At 71.2% G+C, this 18,145-nt stretch carries 13 protein-coding genes and 1 tRNA gene; 9 read left to right on the top strand and 5 right to left on the bottom strand.

Annotated features, from left to right (window positions below):
• Positions 1 to 8: 8 nt before the first annotated feature.
• Genes ACZ5XS_RS14315 through ACZ5XS_RS14305 form a run of 3 tightly spaced genes read right to left on the bottom strand, consistent with a single transcriptional unit; the run spans position 9 to position 5,083 of the window.
• Entirely contained in the window at positions 9 to 2,153 is a 2,145-nt protein-coding gene (locus ACZ5XS_RS14315; RefSeq protein WP_468651062.1) for an acetate--CoA ligase family protein, read from the bottom strand.
• A 4-nt stretch (positions 2,154 to 2,157) separates the two neighbouring features.
• Positions 2,158 to 3,399: a formyl-CoA transferase gene (gene frc / locus ACZ5XS_RS14310; protein ID WP_468651060.1), complete on the bottom strand. Its 1,242-nt coding sequence runs from the start codon at positions 3,397 to 3,399 to the stop codon at positions 2,158 to 2,160.
• Between the two features lies 1 nt (position 3,400).
• Positions 3,401 to 5,083 (bottom strand): thiamine pyrophosphate-binding protein, encoded by a 1,683-nt coding sequence (locus ACZ5XS_RS14305; RefSeq protein ID WP_468651059.1) that lies wholly within the window; start codon positions 5,081 to 5,083, stop codon positions 3,401 to 3,403.
• Positions 5,084 to 5,226: 143 nt separating this feature from the next.
• Here ACZ5XS_RS14305 and sucC point away from each other — a divergent pair, with 143 nt between their 5' ends.
• The 3 genes from sucC (at position 5,227) to ACZ5XS_RS14290 (ending at position 8,903) form a co-directional block, all read left to right on the top strand.
• On the top strand, positions 5,227 to 6,357 hold the full coding sequence (gene sucC / locus ACZ5XS_RS14300; protein ID WP_468651057.1) for an ADP-forming succinate--CoA ligase subunit beta: 1,131 nt from the start codon (positions 5,227 to 5,229) through the stop codon (positions 6,355 to 6,357).
• Between the two features lie 11 nt (positions 6,358 to 6,368).
• A complete protein-coding gene (gene sucD, locus ACZ5XS_RS14295) occupies positions 6,369 to 7,247 on the top strand; it encodes a succinate--CoA ligase subunit alpha (RefSeq protein ID WP_468651055.1) in 879 nt (292 codons plus the stop codon).
• A gap of 114 nt (positions 7,248 to 7,361) precedes the next feature.
• Positions 7,362 to 8,903: an aldehyde dehydrogenase family protein gene (locus tag ACZ5XS_RS14290; protein WP_468651053.1), complete on the top strand. Its 1,542-nt coding sequence runs from the start codon at positions 7,362 to 7,364 to the stop codon at positions 8,901 to 8,903.
• Positions 8,904 to 9,086: 183 nt separating this feature from the next.
• Here ACZ5XS_RS14290 and ACZ5XS_RS14285 read toward each other — a convergent pair whose 3' ends face one another.
• Complete coding sequence (locus tag ACZ5XS_RS14285; protein WP_468651051.1) at positions 9,087 to 10,415, bottom strand: DUF2254 domain-containing protein; 1,329 nt, start codon at positions 10,413 to 10,415, stop codon at positions 9,087 to 9,089.
• Between the two features lie 141 nt (positions 10,416 to 10,556).
• On the opposite strand from ACZ5XS_RS14285, the gene ACZ5XS_RS14280 reads away from it, so the two are divergent.
• Positions 10,557 to 10,644: transfer RNA gene (locus ACZ5XS_RS14280), tRNA-Leu, on the top strand.
• A gap of 14 nt (positions 10,645 to 10,658) precedes the next feature.
• Here ACZ5XS_RS14280 and ACZ5XS_RS14275 read toward each other — a convergent pair.
• Positions 10,659 to 11,252 carry a TetR/AcrR family transcriptional regulator gene (locus ACZ5XS_RS14275; RefSeq protein WP_468651049.1) on the bottom strand — a complete coding sequence of 198 codons (594 nt, stop codon included), beginning with the start codon at positions 11,250 to 11,252 and terminating at the stop codon, positions 10,659 to 10,661.
• A 224-nt stretch (positions 11,253 to 11,476) separates the two neighbouring features.
• On the opposite strand from ACZ5XS_RS14275, the gene ACZ5XS_RS14270 reads away from it, so the two are divergent.
• The 5 genes from ACZ5XS_RS14270 to ACZ5XS_RS14250 all read left to right on the top strand — a co-directional run bounded on the left by ACZ5XS_RS14270 (position 11,477) and on the right by ACZ5XS_RS14250 (position 18,038).
• On the top strand, positions 11,477 to 12,037 hold the full coding sequence (locus tag ACZ5XS_RS14270) for a 2Fe-2S iron-sulfur cluster-binding protein (protein WP_468651048.1): 561 nt from the start codon (positions 11,477 to 11,479) through the stop codon (positions 12,035 to 12,037).
• Positions 12,034 to 13,026: an FAD binding domain-containing protein gene (locus ACZ5XS_RS14265; RefSeq protein ID WP_468651046.1), complete on the top strand. Its 993-nt coding sequence runs from the start codon at positions 12,034 to 12,036 to the stop codon at positions 13,024 to 13,026. The genes ACZ5XS_RS14270 and ACZ5XS_RS14265 overlap by 4 nt, the downstream gene beginning before the upstream one ends.
• The gene (locus tag ACZ5XS_RS14260; RefSeq protein WP_468651044.1) at positions 13,023 to 15,146 is read left to right on the top strand and encodes a xanthine dehydrogenase family protein molybdopterin-binding subunit; all 2,124 of its coding nucleotides are present in this window, start codon (positions 13,023 to 13,025) and stop codon (positions 15,144 to 15,146) included. Before ACZ5XS_RS14265 ends, ACZ5XS_RS14260 begins: the two co-directional genes overlap by 4 nt.
• Positions 15,139 to 16,335, top strand: a complete 1,197-nt coding sequence (locus tag ACZ5XS_RS14255; RefSeq protein WP_468651042.1) for an XdhC family protein — start codon at positions 15,139 to 15,141, stop codon at positions 16,333 to 16,335. Before ACZ5XS_RS14260 ends, ACZ5XS_RS14255 begins: the two co-directional genes overlap by 8 nt.
• 221 nt (positions 16,336 to 16,556) lie before the next feature.
• The gene (locus ACZ5XS_RS14250; protein ID WP_468651040.1) at positions 16,557 to 18,038 is read left to right on the top strand and encodes an MFS transporter; all 1,482 of its coding nucleotides are present in this window, start codon (positions 16,557 to 16,559) and stop codon (positions 18,036 to 18,038) included.
• Positions 18,039 to 18,145: the final 107 nt, after the last annotated feature.

Here is an 18,145-nt window from a genome sequence, read left to right as displayed (position 1 = left end):
GGCTCACCTCATGAACCGCCCCCCAACAGTCCCGCCGCCCGTGCCCAGCGGTACTTCGCGCCGAGTACGGCCACCGGCTTCTCGGTCGTGTACGGGTACGCCACGACCCCGCGCTCGTAGAGGTACTGGCAGGCCTCCTCCACCTCGACGTCGCCCGCGAGGGACGCCACCACCGGCTTCTCGATGCCGCGCTCCCGGAACTCGGCCACCACGCGCGCGGTGAGTTCCGCGAAGACCATCGGGGGAGTGACGATGGTGTGCCAGTAGCCGAGGACCAGCGCGTGGACGCGCGGGTCCTTGAGACCCAGCCGGATCGTCGCCTCGTACGTCGACGGCGGCTCGCCCCCGGTGATGTCCACCGGGTTGCCCGCGGCCCCGAAGGGCGGGATGAACGTCCGGAAGGACGCGTCGAGGTCCGGCGGGATCTCCATCAGGGTGAGGCCGTCGTCGGTCACCGCGTCGGACAGCAGCACTCCGCTGCCGCCGGCCCCGGTGATGATCACGACGTTGTCCCCCTGAGGGGTGGGAAGCACCGGCAACGCGCGCGCGTACTCCAGCATGTCGTTCAGCCCGGGCGCCCGGATGACACCGGCCTGCCGCAGGATGTCGTCGTACACGGCGTCGTCGCCCGCCAGCGCCCCGGTGTGCGAGCCGGCGGCCTTCGCGCCGGCCGCGGTACGTCCCGCCTTCAGGACGACGACCGGCTTCTTCGGTACGGTCGCCCGCGCGGCCTCGACGAAGGCGCGCCCGTCCTTGAGGTCCTCCAGGTGCATCGCGATGCACTCGGTGTGCGGGTCCTCGCCGAACCAGGTCAGCAGGTCGTCCTCGTCCAGGTCCGACTTGTTGCCGAGGCCGACGATCGCCGACACGCCCGTCTTGGTGGTCCGGGCGAAGCCCAGGATGGCCATCCCGATGCCACCGGACTGCGAGGTCAGCGCCACCCCGCCCTTGACGTCGTACGGTGTGCAGAACGTGGCGCACAGGTCCTGCCACGTCGAGTAGTAGCCGTAGATGTTCGGCCCGAGCAGCCGGACCCCGTGCCGTTCGCCGATCGCCACGATCTCGTCCTGGAGTTCGTGCTCGCCGGTCTCCGCGAAGCCGGAGGGGATCAGCACGGCGTTCGGGATCTTCTTGCGTCCCACCTCCTCCAGGGCCGTGGCCACGAACTTGGCGGGGATCGCGAAGACCGCCACATCCACCTCACCGGGAACGTCGGTGACACTCTTGTACGCCTTGCGGCCGAGAATGTCATCGGCCCTGGGGTTCACCGGATGGATCTCCCCGGCGAAGCCGCCGTCGATGAGGTTGCGCATCACGGAGTTGCCGATCTTGCCCTGCTCGTTGGAGGCACCGATCACGGCGACCGAACGGGGCTCCATCAGCCGGCGCATGGAGGTGAGGATCTCCTCGCGCGTGTACTTCGGCCGGGGCTTGGGCATCGACTCGGCGAGGATGACCCTGATGTCGGCCGCGACCGCGCTGGTCGGCGTGGCGATCACCGGGTTGAGGTCCACCTCGGCGATCTCCGGGAAGTCCGACACCAGTTGGGACACCCGGCGGATCTGCTCGGCGATCGCCCACCGGTCCACGGCGGGCGCCCCGCGCACCCCGCGCAGGATCTCCGCCGCACGGATGGAGTCCAGCATGGACAGCGCCTCGTCGGCGTCCAGTGGTGCGAGCCGGAACGTGACGTCCTTGAGGACCTCGACCAGCACCCCGCCGAGCCCGAAGGCCACCACCTTCCCGAAGGTCGGGTCGGTCACCGCGCCGACGATGACCTCCTGCCCCTCGGGCAGCAGTTCCTGGATCTGCACGCCCTCGATGCGGGCGTCCGCGCTGTACGCGCGCGCGTTGTCGACGATCGTGTGGAACGCGGCGCGTACGTCGGCCGAGCCCTCGACGCCCACGATCACGCCGCCGGCGTCGGTCTTGTGCAGGAGGTCGGGCGAGACGATCTTCATCACCACGGGCCCGCCGAAGCGCGCCGCGTACGCCACCGCCTCCTCGACGTCCCGCGCCAGCTCCTCACCCGGTACGGCGATCCCGTACGCGTCGGCGATCACCTTGCCCTCGGGCGCGGTCAGCGCCGTCCGGCCCTCGGCCCGCACGGTGTCGAGCAGCGTGCGCACCCTCAGGTGGCGGTCTTCGGCCATCACGTCAGATCACTCCGTTCGACTTGAGCAGGCGCAGTTCCTCGTCGCCGAGACCGAGCTCGCCGACGTAGACCTGTTCGTTGTGCTCGCCCAGCAGCGGTGAACTGCTCACCTCGACGGGGGAGTCGGAGAGCTTCAGCGGGCTGCCCACGGTCACGAACTCGCCCCGCTCGGGGTGCGGCACGGTGACGACCATCTCGTTGGCGACCAGCGACCGGTCCTCGATGATCTCCTTGGTGGACAGGATCGGCCCGCACGGGATGTTGTGCGCGTTGAGCTTCTCCAGCACCTCCCACTTCGGGAGCGTGGCGGACCACTCCTCGATCAGCTGGAACATCTTGCCCAGCTTGGGCAGCCGGGCCTCGGGCGTCGCCCACTCGGGGTCGCCGGCCAGCTCGGGCCGGCCGATAAGCTCGCTGAGCGGCTGCCAGCCGACGGGCTGCACGATGACGTACACGTAGTCGTTCGGCCCGCCCGGCGCACACTTGACGGCCCACCCGGGCTGGCCGCCGCCGGAGGCGTTCCCGGACCGGGGAACCTCGTCGCCGAAGTCGTCGTTGGGATATTCGGCGAGCGGGCCGTGTGCCAGGCGCTGCTGGTCGCGCAGCTTCACCCGGCAGAGGTTGAGCACAGCGTGCTGCATGGCCACATTGACCCGCTGACCGCGCCCGGTGTTCTCCCGCTGGTACAGCGCCGCGAGAATCCCCGCCACGGCGTGGACGCCCGTGCCCGAGTCCCCGATCTGGGCCCCCGTCGCCAGCGGCGGCCCCTCCTCGAACCCGGTGGTCGACATCGACCCGCCCATGGCCTGAGCGACGACCTCGTACGCCTTGAAGTTGGTGTACGGGCCGTCCCCGAACCCCTTGATGGAGGCATAGACGATCCGCGGATTGATCTCCTGGATGCGGTCCCAGGTGAAGCCCATCCGGTCGACCGCGCCCGGTCCGAAGTTCTCGACCATGACGTCCGAGCGCCGGATCAGCTCGGTGAGGATCTCCTTGCCGCGCTCGGTCTTGGTGTTGAGGGTGATGCTCCGCTTGTTGCAGTTGAGCATCGTGAAGTAGAGGGAGTCGACGTCCGGGAGGTCGCGCAACTGCTTGCGCGTGATGTCACCGGTCGGTGCCTCCAGCTTGACGACGTCCGCGCCGAGCCAGGCGAGGAGTTGGGTCGCGGAGGGTCCGGACTGGACGTGCGTCATGTCCAGGACGCGGACGCCCTCGAGTGCCTTGGTGGTCACCTGGGTCACCTCACTTGTACATCGTCTGGTTCATGGTTCCGGGGGCGTACGCGTCCGGGTCGACCCAGACGTTGATGAGCGACGGCTTGCCCGACTCGCGGGCGCGCCGGAGCGCGGGGCCGATGTCGGCGGGGTCGCGGACCTCTTCGCCGTAACCGCCCAGCATCTGGGCGAACTTGTCGTAGTGGACGTCGCCGAGGGTGTTGCCGACCCGCTCGCGTTCCGGGCCGTACTTGGCGGCCTGGCCGTAACGGATCTGGTTCATCGAGGAGTTGTTGCCGACGATGCCGACGAAGGGGAGGTCGTAGCGGACGAGGGTCTCGAAGTCCCAGCCGGTGAGGGAGAACGCCCCGTCGCCGAAGAGGGCGACGACCTCCTTGTCGGGCCGCGCCTGCTTGGCCGCGAGCACGAAGGGGACGCCGACGCCGAGGGTGCCCAGCGGCCCCGGGTCCATCCAGTGGCCCGGCGACTTGGGCTGCACGACCTGCCCGGAGAAGGTGACGATGTCGCCTCCGTCGCCGATGTAGATGGAGTCCTCGGTGAGGAAGTCGTTGATCTCGCTGACCAGCCGGTACGGATGGATGGGCGAGGCGTTTGACTTCAGGCTCGGCAGCCGCTTCTCGATCGCGGTCTGCTCGGCGACCCGCAGCTCGTCGAGCCACTCCTTGCGCTTCGACGCGCCCCCGTTGAGGCGTCCGGAGGCCGCCTCGGTCACCGACTTCAGCACCAGCCCGGCGTCGCCCACGATCCCGAGGTCGATGTCGCGGTTCTTGCCGACGGTCCGGTAGTCGAGGTCGATCTGCACGACGGTCGCGTCCGGTGAGAGCCGCTTGCCGTACCCCATGCGGAAGTCGAAGGGCGTGCCGACGATGACGATGACGTCGGCGTGGGAGAAGGCGTACCGGCGCGACAGCTGGAAGTGGTGCGGGTCGCCGGGTGGGAGGGTGCCGCGGCCGGCGCCGTTCATGTACGCCGGGATGTTGAGCGTCCGTACGAGGTCGATGGCCGACTCGGTGCCGCGTGTCGTCCACATCTGGCTGCCCAGCAGGATCGCCGGTTTCTCGGCGTGCACGAGCAGGTCGGCGAGCTTCTCGATCGCCTCGGGATCACCGGCCGAGCGGGTCGAGGCGCGGTAGCCGCCGGGCTGAGGCACGCGCGCCTTGGCCACCGGCACCTTGGCGTCGAGGACGTCGCGCGGGATCTCCAGGAAGGAGGGACCGGGCGCGCCGTGGTAGCACTCGCGGAACGCCATCGAGACCATGTCCGCCGCGCGTGCCGTGTCCGGCACGGCCGCCGCGAACTTGGTGATCGGCGTCATCATGTCGACGTGCGGCAGGTCCTGCAGGGATCCCATCTTGTGCTGGGTGAGGGCCCCCTGGCCGCCGATCAGCAGCATCGGGGACTCCGCGCGGAAGGCGTTGGCGACGCCGGTGACGGCGTCGGTCGTACCGGGGCCCGCGGTGACGACCGCGCAGCCGGGCTTGCCGGTGATGCGGGCGTAACCGTCGGCGGCGTGGGCGGCTACCTGCTCGTGCCGGACGTCGACGACCTCTATGCCCTCGTCGACGCAGCCGTCGTAGATGTCGATGATGTGGCCGCCGCACAGGGTGTAGATGCGGTCGACCCCCTCGGCCTTCAGCGCCTTGGCAACGAGATGACCACCGGAAATCACGTCCTGGGTGTCGTCGGGCATGGCGAAGTCCTGTCCCTTCGTAGGGGGTTGGAACGCTCTCGCGGTACATTGCATACAGTCGACGAATACTGTATGAAGCTTGTTATCCCGCATCCGGTGGGTGGTGTCCAGGGGGCGTGCGGCACTTTCAGGCAGGAGCCGGAATGGACCTGTACGAGTACCAGGCAAGGGAACTCTTCGAGGAACACGGCATCTTGGTGCCGAGGGCGGAGGTCACCGACTCACCCAAAAAGGCGCGCGAGACCGCCCGCAGGCTGGGCGGTCGCGTCGTGGTGAAAGCCCAGGTGAAGACCGGTGGCCGGGGCAAGGCGGGCGGGGTCGAGCTCGCCGCCGATCCCGCCGCCGCAGAGCTGACCACCCGTCAGATTCTGGGCATGGACATCAAGGGCCACACGGTCCGCAAGGTGATGCTGGCCCAGCCCGTGGACATCGAGAGCGAGTTCTACGTCTCCTACGTCCTCGACCGCGCCGCCGGCCGCTTCCTCGCGATCGCCTCCGCCGAGGGCGGCATGGAGATCGAGGAGATCGCCGCCAGTCGACCGGAGGCGGTCGCCCGTATACACATCGACCCGGCCGAGGGAGTCACCTCGGCGAAGGCGGCCGAGATCGCCGAGGCCGCCGCACTGCCACCGCAGACCGTCGACGTCCTCGTGCGCCTGTGGGAGGTCCTGGTCCGCGAGGACGCCGTCCTCGTCGAGGTCAACCCGCTCGTCCGCACCGGGCAGGGGCAGTTCCTCGCTCTGGACGGCAAGGTCACCCTCGACGACAACGCCCGCTTCCGGCAGGCCCGTTGGGGCGCCGAAGGCGCGGTGCACGACGACCCGCTGGAGGCGGCGGCCGCCGCCAAGGGCCTCAACTACGTCAAGCTCGACGGCGAGGTCGGCATCATCGGCAACGGCGCCGGCCTCGTCATGTCGACCCTCGACGTGGTCGCCGGCTGCGGCGCCCGCCCCGCCAACTTCCTCGACATCGGCGGCGGGGCATCCGCGCAGATCATGGCCGACGGACTGTCGGTCATCCTCTCCGACCCGGCCGTGAGGTCCGTCCTCGTCAACGTCTTCGGCGGGATCACCGCCTGCGACGCCGTCGTCGACGGCATCGTGCGCGCCCTGGACACCGTCCAGCTGACCAAGCCGCTCGTGGTCCGCCTCGACGGCAACAACGCGGCGCGCGGCCGCGCCCTCCTCGACGAGCACGCGCACCCGCTGGTCCAGCAGGCCACGACCATGGACGGCGCCGCGCGCCGCGCAGCCCAACTCGCCACCACAGCCTGAGGAGACGGGACATGGCGATCTATCTCACCAAGGAAAGCAAGGTCCTCGTCCAGGGCATGACCGGCGGCGAGGGCATGAAGCACACCCGGCGCATGCTCGCGGCCGGCACGAACGTCGTCGGCGGAGTCAACCCGCGCAAGGCGGGCCACACCGTGGACTTCGACGACCGTGCGGTCCCCGTCTTCGGGTCGGTCGTCGACGGTATACAGGCGACCGGAGCCGCTGTCACCGTCGTCTTCGTACCCCCCGCCTTCGCCAAGGCGGCCGTCGTCGAGGCCGCCGACGCCGGCATCGGCCTCGCCGTCGTCATCACCGAGGGCATCCCGGTCCACGACTCCGTCGCCTTCACCGCCTACGCGAAGACCAAGGGCACCCGCGTCATCGGCCCGAACTGCCCGGGTCTGATCACCCCCGGCCAGTCCAACGCGGGCATCATCCCCGCCGACATCACCAAGCCGGGCCGGATCGGCCTGGTGTCCAAGTCGGGCACGCTCACCTACCAACTCATGTACGAACTCCGCGACATCGGCTTCTCGACCTGCGTCGGCATCGGCGGCGACCCCGTCGTCGGCACCACCCACATCGACTGCCTCGCCGCCTTCCAGGACGACCCCGACACCGAGACCATCGTCCTCATCGGGGAGATCGGCGGCGACGCCGAGGAGCGCGCGGCCGCCTACATCCGGGAGCACGTCACCAAGCCCGTCGTCGGCTACATCGCCGGCTTCACCGCACCCGAGGGCAAGACGATGGGCCACGCGGGCGCGATCGTGTCCGGTTCCTCCGGCACCGCCCAGGCCAAGAAGGCGGCACTGGAGGCGGCCGGCGTCAGGGTCGGCGGCACCCCCACCGAGACGGCCCGCCTGGTGCTGGCCCAACTGGAGGCGTGACCTCACTCATAGGCGACGCGAGGTCACTTACCGCAAGCGCGGAGCCTCGCTAACGTCCTTCGCAGCCATGCACGAACCCGCCCCCGACTGTGCACCGAGAGCGGAGAACCCCTGATGGCAACCACCCTCACCCTCAAATCAGGCATGTCCTGGACCGACGCCTGGCAACGCTGCCTCGCCGTCGCCCCCGAGGCGTTCCGCGACGACCGCGCCCTCAACCTCTGGGACCGCGCCTGGCGGGCCGACGGCCGGGCACTGCCCGCCACCAGTCCCGTCGACGGCAGTCCGATCGCCGGCCCGCCCCGCCTGGACCGGGCCACCGCCCACCAGGCCGTACGCGCCTCGCTCGACCAGCACCGCGCCTGGCGGCACGTCCCCCTCGACGAACGCCGGGCCCGCGTGGCCGCCACCCTCGACGCCCTCACCCAGCACCGCGAACTGCTCGCCGTGCTGCTCGTCTGGGAGATCGGCAAGCCCTGGCAGCTCGCACAGGCGGACGTCGACCGGGCCATCGACGGCGTGCGCTGGTACGTCGACGGCATCGAGCCGATGCTGGCCGGCCGGGCCCCACTGGACGGCCCGGTGTCGAACGTCGCGAGCTGGAACTACCCGATGAGCGTGCTCGTTCACGCCGTGCTGGTACAGGCCCTGGCAGGCAACGCGGTCATCGCCAAGACCCCGACCGACGGCGGTGTCGCCTGTCTGACGCTGGCCTTCGCGCTGGCCGCCCGCGAGGGAATCCCCCTCACCCTCGTCAGCGGCAGCGGAGGCGAGCTGTCCGAGGCGCTGGTGCGGGCGCCCGAGATCGGCTGCGTCTCCTTCGTCGGCGGCCGCGACACCGGCGCCGCGGTGGCCACGGCCGTCGCCGACCTCGGCAAACGACACATCCTCGAACAGGAGGGACTCAACACCTGGGGCATCTGGAACTGCACGGACTGGGACGCGCTCACGGCAGTCGTGCCGAAACTCTTCGACTACGGCAAACAGCGCTGCACGGCATACCCGCGCTTCGTCGTCCAGCGAGAGCTGTTCGACGAGTTCCTGGCGGCGTACCTCCCGGCGGTCCGTACGCTGCGGGTCGGCCACCCGCTGGCGGTCGAACACGCCGACGACCCGTACCCGCAGCTGGACTTCGGGCCGGTGATCAACGCGGCCAAGGCGAAGGACCTGCACGACCAGGTCACCGAAGCCGTGAACCGCGGGGCCGTCCCACTGCACCGTGGCAAGCCGGCGGACGCGCGGTTCCTGCCCGGCCAGGACACCTCGGCGTACGTCCAGCCGGTCACGCTGCTGAACCCGCCACCGTCCTCCCCGCTGCACCACGCGGAACCGTTCGGACCGGTCGACACCATCGTCCTGGTCGACACCGAGGCGGAGCTGCTGGCCGCGATGAACGCGTCCAACGGCGCTCTGGTGGCCACCCTGTCCACCGACGACCGGGCGACCTTCGACCGACTCGCCCCGCAGATCCGGGCGTTCAAGGTCGGGCACGGCACCCCGCGTTCCCGCGGCGACCGCGACGAGTTGTTCGGCGGGTTCGGCGCGTCCTGGCGGGGCGCGTTCGTCGGCGGCGAGCTGCTGGTGCGTGCCGTGACGCGGGGCCCGGAGGGGGAGCGGCTGCCAGGCAACTTCCCGGAGTACCAGCTCACGCCGTGAGAGCAGGTCGGCCGAGACTGGAGCCGACGCCGACGTGACGAGGCACGCCCGCAGCGCCCCGTCGGTGGCCGACCGGTGACCGGTGACCGGTGGCCTGGTGGTGTCCGCTTCCCGCGGACACCACCAGGCCGGCACCTCGTCGGCCGACGACCGTGCCACACGCTCGGAACAGGAACGGCTGTCTCAGCCGATGCCCTGACGGTCCGGCTGGAGGGCGAAGGCCCGGTCCGCGCCCTCCGGGACACCGCGCTCGACTGCCTGCACGAGCAGTGCCCGGTGGCGCAGCAGCGGCGCCCGCCGCTCCTCGCAGACCAGCAGCGCCAGGTCGTCGAGCCCGGCCAGCAGACGCCGCGTCACCTGCGGAGTGCCGACCGCGCAGCCCCTGATCTCGGTGAACCCCAGATCCACCAGATCGGTCCAACCGGGCACGGGCTGCACGAGGCGCACCGCGCCCCGCCGGTCCCGGTGCAGGGAGGCGTCCAGCGGCCGCCGGGCCAGGGCGGCCAGGAACTGCACGATGCGGTCCAGCGCCTGTACGGCCGTCGTCGGGTCGTTGACCGCCGGGGACAGGGCCCTGAGCGCGATGTCGGACAGCTGGCGCAACCCGAACCCGAGGTCCTGGTGGAAGGTGCGTTCGACACCGACGGAGACGGCGTAGCGCAGCGCGCGGCGCGGCGGCGCCTTGCCGCCGTGCACGGCCAGGACGGGCGTTCCCGGTACGACGAAGTCGCCGGTCCGCGGAATCAGCCGCAGCACGACGTCGTGCTGCCGCGCCACCCGCACCAGCCGGGCGATGTTCACGTCCCGCAGCACCCCGGCCCGCCCCTCGTGGGCGACGCGCGCCGTCTCGGACCCGAGCGCGCCCTGCTGGGCGGGAGCCTCGACCGGCATCAGGGCGGCCACCCGGAACGCCTCCCCGACGATCCGGTCGATCACCTGGCCGATCCGCATCAGCCGCAGCGTCGTGTTCACGTACATCACGAACAGCACCAGACTCAGTCCGACCATCGCGATGGTGAGCAGCGACTGGACGGCGGGGACGGAGGACACCAGGCGGGGGTCGGGTTCGCTCTCGTACGAGGTCAGGACCAGCAGGGTCAGCAGGAAGGTCGAGAGGAAGACGGCGAAGGTCGCCTTGGTGATCCGGCTCCGTACGAAGATCCGCACCACCCGCGGGCTGAACTGCCCGCTCGCCATCTGCACCGCGACCAGGGAGATGCTGAAGACCACACCGATGAAGGTCATCATCGCCGAGCTCACCGTGGTGACGACGATCTTCGCGTCCTCCGCGAACTTCAGCAGCTCCTCGACCGTGTCGTACTCACCCTCGTCCTGAAGGGTTTCGACGAGCCCGGTGTCGATCTCCGCCGCCACCGCCCACACGAGGACGACACACAGCATGGCCGCGGCGGGCGCGAACCAGAAGGTGTCCCGCAGATGCTCCCTGAGCGGCGACAGCGCCCGCGGTCTGCGTCCGGCGGACGGGCCGTGCGTAACCATCCAGTCGCTCATGGTGAGACCTTAGATTCCCGGGTCCGGTCGGCCCGGGAGCGGCGCTCGGACGACGGATATGCAGGTGAAAGGCACTCCGAAAGCTTGGTATTGTTGTCCATGTCGCCGCGGGGAACACCCTCGCCTGGCGGCAGACACCTCGTCCGGGTGGCGGAATGGCAGACGCGCTAGCTTGAGGTGCTAGTGCCCTTTATCGGGCGTGGGGGTTCAAGTCCCCCCTCGGACACCAACGCGGACCCCCGTTCATCGGGGGTCTCTTGCGTTTCCTGGTGCCCCCGCGCGCAGCCCGTCCATGACGAGGTCCAAGAGCCGGGCGGCGCGCCGCTCCCAGTCCCCGCGGGGGTCGATCTGCCAGAGGCCGGCTATGGCGAGAAGGAAGTCGTCCGCGGTGACACCGGGACGTATGGTGCCGGCTTCCTCGCCCGCGCGGAGCAGGAGTTCGGCCGCGGCCGTCACCGGGGCATGGCCGGGTTTCGCTTGCCCGTGCGAGGCGCTCACGGCGTGGCGGAACGCCTCCGCCAGGCCGGCCTTGGCCATCGCGAACCGGGCCAGCCGGTCCATCCACTCCCGCAGCGCACGGTCGGGCGGGCAGTTCCGCAGCAGCTGGCGCGCGGCGTCGGCGACCTGCTGCGTCTCGTAGCGGTAGACCTCCAGGACGAGTGCCTCACGGTTGGGGAAGTTCCGGTAGAAGGTGCCCTGTCCGACGCCCGCCTTCTTCGCGATCGCGCTCAGCGGGGCGTCCGCGGAGCGGGTCAGCTCGGCCAGTGCCACTTCGAGGATGCGCTCGCGATTGCGTTGCGCGTCCGACCGCAGAGGTGGGTCCTTCTGCTGCCCCATTCGCCCTCCTCGTGGTTCGGGCGTCACGGCCGAAACCCGTCCTTGATAAGCGGACAGCTGTCCACTACGTTCGAACGGGAAGCGGACAGCTGTCCATTTGAGCCCACTCTAGCGCCGGTACGCCCGGCCGCCCCACCCCGCGTCCACCCGATCGCGTCTTGTGATGCGGTTGCCTGCCGGAGCCGTCCACTGGCCGTGCTCCGATACGCGAAAGAAGGCTGATCATGGCCCCAGCCCCCTCGTCGACGTACAGCGCCGTCACCCTGAAGATCAACGGAGAGAAGCACGCGCTGTCCGTCGACCACCGCACCACCCTCCTCGACGCCCTGCGCGAGCGCCTCGACCTGACGGGCACCAAGAAGGGCTGCGACCAGGGACAGTGCGGTGCCTGCACGGTCCTGATCGACGGCCGCCGGACGGTGTCCTGCCTGCAACTCGCGGTCGCCGCCGAAGGGCGCGAGGTCACCACCGTCGAAGGTCTCGCCGAGAGCGGACAACTCCACCCGGTGCAACAGGCGTTCCTCGACCTCGACGGCTACCAGTGCGGCTACTGCACGCCCGGTCAGATCTGTTCGGCCGTCGCGGTGATCGAGGAGCACGCGGCGGGCTGGCCGAGCGCCGTCACCGGCGACGTCCGCCCCGAGGCGGGCATGCCGCCGCTGACCGCGGACGAGATCCGGGAGCGGATGAGCGGCAATCTGTGCCGCTGTGGCGCGTACGTGTCGATCGTCCAGGCGGTCGCCCGCGCGGCCGAGGCGCGGCCGGCCGAGGAGGCAGCCGTATGAGGGAGTTCGGATATCAGCGCGCGTTCGACATCTCGGGCGCGGTCGCCCTGCTCGGCGACGATCCCGACGCGCGCTTCCTCGGCGGCGGCACCAACCTCGTCGACCTGATGAAGACCGGCGTCGAGCGGCCCGCCCGCCTCGTCGACGTCCGCGAACTCCCACTGGACGACATCGAGATGACGGCCGACGGCGGCCTGCGCATCGGCGCGACCGTCACCAACAGCGACCTCGCCGCGCACCCCGAAGTCCGCCGCCGCTACCCGGCGTTGACGCAGGCGGTGCTGGCCGGCGCCTCGGGCCAGTTGCGCAACATGGCCACCGTCGGCGGAAACCTGCTCCAGCGCACCCGCTGCGGCTACTTCGCCGACGTGACCAAACCCTGCAACAAGCGCGTGCCCGGCAGCGGTTGCCCCGCCGTCGAGGGCGAGCACCGCAACCACGCGATCCTCGGCGCCTCCGAGCACTGCGTGGCCGTCCACCCTTCCGACATGGGCGTGGCGCTGACGGCCTTCGACGCGGTCGTCCGCTACGAAACGACCGACGGGCCGGGCGAGTTGCCGCTTGCCGACTTCTATCTGCCTGTGCGGGACACCCCGCACCGGGAGACCGCCCTGCCGCCGGGTGCGCTGATCACCGGCGTCACCCTGCCGCCGACGCCGTCAGCCGCCGACTCCCGCTACCGCAAGGTGCGCGAGCGGGCCTCGTACGCCTTCGCCATCGGCTCGGTCGCCGCCGCGCTCGACGTCCAAGGCGGCGTCGTACGCGAGGCGCGCCTCGCCTTCGGGGCGGTCGCGTCCCGGCCGTGGCGGGCCCGGGAGGCCGAACGCGTGCTCACCGGAGCCGCGGCCGACGCCGAGGCCTTCGCCGCCGCCGCGGACGCCGAACTGGCCGCCGCGAAGCCGCTTCGCGACAACGGATACAAGGTGACGCTGATGCGCAACCTCGTGGTGGCCGTCCTGACCGAACTCGCCGAGGAGGCGACCCGATGACGACGTCCACCACCACCGGCAACTTCAAGGGCGCCGTCGGCAGCGCGCACACCCGCGTGGAGGGACGCGACAAGGTCACCGGGGCGGCCCGCTACGCGGGGGAGATCCCGTTCGCCGAACTCGCCCACGGCTGGCTGGTGGTGTCCACCGTCGCCCGCGGCCGGATCCGGTCGGTGGAGGATGCCCCCGTCCTCGCGATGCCGGGCGTGGTCGCCGTCCTGCACCACCACAACGCCCCACGCGTCGACACCGACTACGTCGGCCTGCTGGGCCTCCCGGACCGGACCGCGGCCGTCTTCCAGCACGACCGGGTGCCGCACATGGGCTGGCCGGTCGCCCTGGTGGTCGCCGACACCTCCGAACAGGCCAGGGAAGCCGCCGAATCACTCGTCGTGCACTACGCCCCGGAGCCCCACGACGTCGACTTCGCCGCCGAACACCCGGACGCCTACCCGCTCGACTCCCACGGCCCGGCCGTGGCCGAGAAGGGGGACCTGGAGGCCGAACTCGCCGCGTCCGCCGTCGTCGTGGACGTCGAGTACACCACCCCGGAGGAACACCACAACCCGATGGAGCCGCACGCGGCGACGGCCCGCTGGGACGGCGGCCGCCTCGAAGTCGTCGACTCCAACCAGGGCACCATGTGGGTGGCGAGCGAACTCGCGAAACTGTTCTCGCTCGAGCCGGCCTCGGTGCGGGTGCGGTCCGAACACGTCGGCGGCGGCTTCGGCAGCAAGGGCGTCCGCGCCCACCAGGTCGCCGCCGTGATGGCCGCGACCGCCCTGCAACGGCCCGTGCGGGTTGTGATGACCCGCCGTCAGATGTTCTCGCTCGCCGGCTACCGCAGCCCCACCCGGCAGCACCTCAGGCTCGGTGCCGACGCCGAGGGCCGGCTGCGCGCGCTGGAGCACCGCTGCCTGAGCCTCACCTCGACCGTGCACGAGTTCATCGAGGCGGGCGCGGGACCGGCCCGGACGATGTACGACGCCGACGCCCACCACACCGGCAACCGGGTCGTACGACTCGACGTGCCGACCCCGACCTGGATGCGCGCGCCGGGCGAGGCGCCGGGGTCGTTCGCGCTGGAGTCGGCGCTCGACGAACTCGCCGAGAAGTGCGGCCTGGACCCGATCGAACTGCGCGCCCGCAACGAACCCGACCGCGGCCCGATCTCCCAGCTGCCCTTCAGCGGCCGCAACCTGATGGCCTGCTTCCGCGAGGGCGCCCGCAGGTTCGGCTGGGCGGACCGGGATCCGCGCCCGGGCCTGCGCCGGGACGGGCGCTGGCTGCTGGGCACCGGCACGGCGGCGGCCTCCTTCCCCGCCGGCGCCGCCCCCTCCACGGCCGCCGTGACGGCCGAGGCCGACGGCACCTTCACCGTGCGGGTCAACGCGGCGGACATCGGAACCGGGGCCCGGACCGCACTCACGCTGGTTGCCGCGGACGCGCTGCGGGCGGCGCCGGAGCGGGTCCGGGTGCGCATCGGGGACAGCGACCTCGGGGCCGCGTTCATCGCCGGCGGTTCGATGGGCACCCGTTCCTGGTCGTGGGCGGTCACGGCCGCGGCCGGGGAACTGCGGGAGCGGCTCGCCCTCGGCGCCGCCGTCCCGCCCGAGGGCATCACCGTACGGTCCGACACCACCGAGGCCGTCGGCGCCCTCGCCCGCAAGGAACGGCACTCCTTCGGCGCCCAGTTCGCCGAGGTCGCCGTCGACCCCGCCACCGGCGAGGTACGCGTACGGCGCATGCTCGGCATCTTCGCCGCCGGCCGGATCGTCAACCCGCTCACCGCACGAGGCCAGTTCATCGGCGGAATGACGTGGGGCATCTCCATGGCCCTGCACGAGGAGGCGGTACGCGACCGTGGCACGGGCGGCCACTACGGCGCCGACCTCGCGGGCTACCACGTGGCCGCGCACGCCGACGTCCCGGCCGTCGAGGCGGACTGGGTCGACGACCCCGATCCGGACGACCCGGTCGGCATCAAGGGCATCGGCGAGATCGGCATCGTGGGTGCGGCGGCGGCCGTCGCCAACGCGGTCTGGCACGCGACCGGCGTACGCCACCGCCACCTGCCCATCCGGCCCGACCGCGTCCTGACCGCAGGCCGCCATGCTTGACCTCGCCCCCGAGCTGCACCGCTGGGCCGAGGAGGGCCGCGAGTTCGCCCTCGCCACCGTCGTGGCCGTCGGCGGCAGCGCCCCGCGCGGCCCCGGCGCCGCCCTCGCCGTCGACCGCGAGGGCACGGTCATCGGCTCCGTCTCCGGCGGCTGCGTGGAAGGAGCGGTGTACGACCTGTGCGTGCGGGCACTCGAGGGCGAAGGAGACGGCGAGACGGTCGTCGAACGCTTCGGCCACAGCGACGAGGACGCCTTCGCGGTCGGTCTGACCTGCGGCGGGATCATCGACGTCATGGTCACGCCGATCGCCGCCGAAGCACCGGCCCGTCCCGTGGTGCTGGCGGCGCTGTCCGCCGCGGTCCGGGGCGAGCGCGCGGCTCTCGCCCGCGTGGTCCGCGGCCCGGCCGGCCTCCTGGGCCGGGCGCTGCTCGTGCGGGCTGACGGGGCGTACGGGGGAGTCCCGGGCGGGGCCTACGAGAGCGCACCGGGCACGTCGTACGAAGGCGGACTCGGCGGCGCGCCGGAGCTGGACCGGGCGGCGGCGGCCGAGGCCCGGGCGCTGCTGGAGGCCGGCCGTACCGGCACGGTGGAGCTATCGGAGAACGGCTCGCGCTGCCCCGGCGGCCTGACCCTGCTCGTCGAGTCGAGCGTGCCGCCGCCCCGCATGATCGTCTTCGGCGCGATCGACTTCGCGGCGGCTCTCGTGCGCGCCGGCAAGTTCCTCGGGTATCACGTGACCGTGTGCGACGCCCGCCCCGTCTTCGCCACCCGGGCCCGCTTCCCCGAGGCCGACGGCATCGTCGTCGACTGGCCGCACCGCTACCTGCGGGGCACCGCGACCGACGCGCGCACCGTGCTGTGCGTGCTCACCCACGACGCCAAGTTCGACGTACCGCTGCTGCAGGAGGCCCTGCGGATGCCGGTGGCGTTCGTCGGCGCGATGGGCTCGCGTCGCACGCACGCCGACCGGGAGCGACGCCTGCGCGAAGTCGGCCTGACGGACGGGGAGTTGGCCAGGCTGCGGTCGCCGATCGGTCTCGATCTCGGCGCGCGTACGCCCGAGGAGACAGCCCTGTCCATCGCGGCGGAGATCGTCGCGGCCCGGCGGGGCGGGACGGGCGTGCCGCTGACCGGGTCGGGGACGCCGATACACCCTGACGGGAAAGAGGGGAGCGCGGTGGCGGCCTGAAGGTCGAGCGCGGCGACGGCCGCCCGAAGGTCCGGTGCGGGTTCGAGTGGAAGGGCACCCGAGACGGGCGTACCGTCGAACGGTGACCCGCAGTGGACGCCCAGCGGCCACTGCCCCTCGTGAGGGTGCGACCCCCGAGAGTGCGACATGCCATGACGAGCCCGCAGCCACATCCCTCAGCGCAGACCACCACCCGGGAACCCGGTGGTGGCTCAAACGCGATGGCGTTGCTGGTCCTCGCGTCCTGCCAGCTGATGGTGGTGCTCGACATCACCATCGTGAACATCGCGCTGCCCGACATCCAGAGCTCCCTGGGCTTCTCCACCACCAGCCTGGCCTGGGTGGTCAACGCGTACACCCTCACCTTCGGCGGCCTGCTGCTGCTCGGCGGCCGGGCCGGCGACATCCTCGGCAGACGGCGCGTGTTCGTCTTCGGCGTGCTGCTCTTCGTACTCGCCTCCCTGCTCGGCGGCTTCGCCCAGAACGAGCCCCAACTCCTCGCGGCCCGCGCCCTCCAGGGCGTCGGCGGCGCCATCGCGTCCCCGACCGCCCTCTCCCTGGTCAGTACGACCTTCCGCGAAGGACCCGAACGCAACCGGGCCTTCGGCGTCTTCGCCGCGGTCTCGGCGGGCGGCGGCGCGATCGGGCTGCTCGCCGGCGGAATGCTCGTGGAGTGGCTGAACTGGCGGTGGGTGCTCTTCGTCAACGTCCCGATCGGACTGCTCATCGCCCTCGCCACACCTCGCTATATCAAGGAGTCCGAGCGCCACCCGGGCCACTTCGACCTCACCGGCGCACTGACCTCCACCGTGGGCATGGTCCTGCTGGTGTACGGCTTCATCAGAGCCGCGCAGGAAGGCTGGCGGGACGCTCTCACGCTGGCCTCGTTCGCGGCCGCAATCGTCGTCCTCGTGGCTTTCGTGCTGGTCGAGCGGCGTTCTCGGCAGCCGATCACCCCGCTCCACATGTTCGCCGACCGCAACCGGGCGGGCACCTACGGAATCATGCTCTGCCTCGCCGCCGCGATCTTCGGCATGTTCTTCTTCCTCACGCTCTTCGTGCAGAACGTGCTGGATTTCAGCCCGCTGGCAACCGGCTTCGCCTTCCTGCCGGTCAGCGCGGTCATCGCGATCGGTGCCGGGCTGACCTCGCGCTTCCTGCCCACCTACGGGCCCAAGCCCTTCATGGTCGTGGGCGCCGTCCTCGCCGCCGCGGGACTGGCCTGGCTGACCCTGACCGACGTCCACTCCACCTACGCGGGCAGTGTCCTCGGCCCGATTCTCGTCTTCAGCCTCGGCATGGGCATGGAGTTCGTCGCGCTCACCCTGATGGCGCTGTCCAACGTCTCCGTCCGCGAGACCGGCGCCGCCTCCGGACTCCTCAACGCCACCCAGCAGGTGGGCGGGTCGCTCGGTCTGTCCATCCTGGTCACGATGTTCGGTACGGCCAGCGCCAACGAGGCCGACAAGCAGATCCCCCTCTTCCTGGAACAGGCCACTCCCGCCGAACGCCTGCAATTCCAGCGCACCGGGGAGCTTCCGCCGCCCTTCTCCGACGAGGTCCTCACCGCCGGAGTGTCGGCCGCCTTCGTCGTGGCCGCCATCTTCACCGCGGTCGCCGCGCTCATCGCCGTACTCGTCATCCAGGTCCGGCCCTCCGACCTGGAACGCCTCAAGGGCGGGGCGGGGCCTGGGCCGGTCTGAGGAGGTGGGGCACGCGTGCGGCTCATGCCCGGACGCGGAAAAGGGCGTGCCCCCGTACTCCCCGGTTCCCTACACTCACCACGAACCATGCACCGCCCACCAGTTCG

Source organism: Streptomyces sp. NPDC033131, assembly GCF_055578365.1.
The sequence above is the reverse complement of the archived record's forward strand: the minus strand, read 5'-3'. Positions and strand labels throughout refer to the sequence as shown.

Coding starts and splice junctions, on each gene's coding strand:
- ACZ5XS_RS14315 (WP_468651062.1), bottom strand. CDS start 2,153: ATGGCCGAAGACCGCCACCTGAGGGTGCGCACGCTGCTCGACACCGTG.
- ACZ5XS_RS14305 (WP_468651059.1), bottom strand. CDS start 5,083: ATGCCCGACGACACCCAGGACGTGATTTCCGGTGGTCATCTCGTTGCC.
- sucC (WP_468651057.1), top strand. CDS start 5,227: ATGGACCTGTACGAGTACCAGGCAAGGGAACTCTTCGAGGAACACGGC.
- sucD (WP_468651055.1), top strand. CDS start 6,369: ATGGCGATCTATCTCACCAAGGAAAGCAAGGTCCTCGTCCAGGGCATG.
- ACZ5XS_RS14290 (WP_468651053.1), top strand. CDS start 7,362: ATGGCAACCACCCTCACCCTCAAATCAGGCATGTCCTGGACCGACGCC.
- ACZ5XS_RS14285 (WP_468651051.1), bottom strand. CDS start 10,415: ATGAGCGACTGGATGGTTACGCACGGCCCGTCCGCCGGACGCAGACCG.
- ACZ5XS_RS14275 (WP_468651049.1), bottom strand. CDS start 11,252: ATGGGGCAGCAGAAGGACCCACCTCTGCGGTCGGACGCGCAACGCAAT.
- ACZ5XS_RS14270 (WP_468651048.1), top strand. CDS start 11,477: ATGGCCCCAGCCCCCTCGTCGACGTACAGCGCCGTCACCCTGAAGATC.
- ACZ5XS_RS14265 (WP_468651046.1), top strand. CDS start 12,034: ATGAGGGAGTTCGGATATCAGCGCGCGTTCGACATCTCGGGCGCGGTC.
- ACZ5XS_RS14260 (WP_468651044.1), top strand. CDS start 13,023: ATGACGACGTCCACCACCACCGGCAACTTCAAGGGCGCCGTCGGCAGC.
- ACZ5XS_RS14255 (WP_468651042.1), top strand. CDS start 15,139: ATGCTTGACCTCGCCCCCGAGCTGCACCGCTGGGCCGAGGAGGGCCGC.
- ACZ5XS_RS14250 (WP_468651040.1), top strand. CDS start 16,557: ATGGCGTTGCTGGTCCTCGCGTCCTGCCAGCTGATGGTGGTGCTCGAC.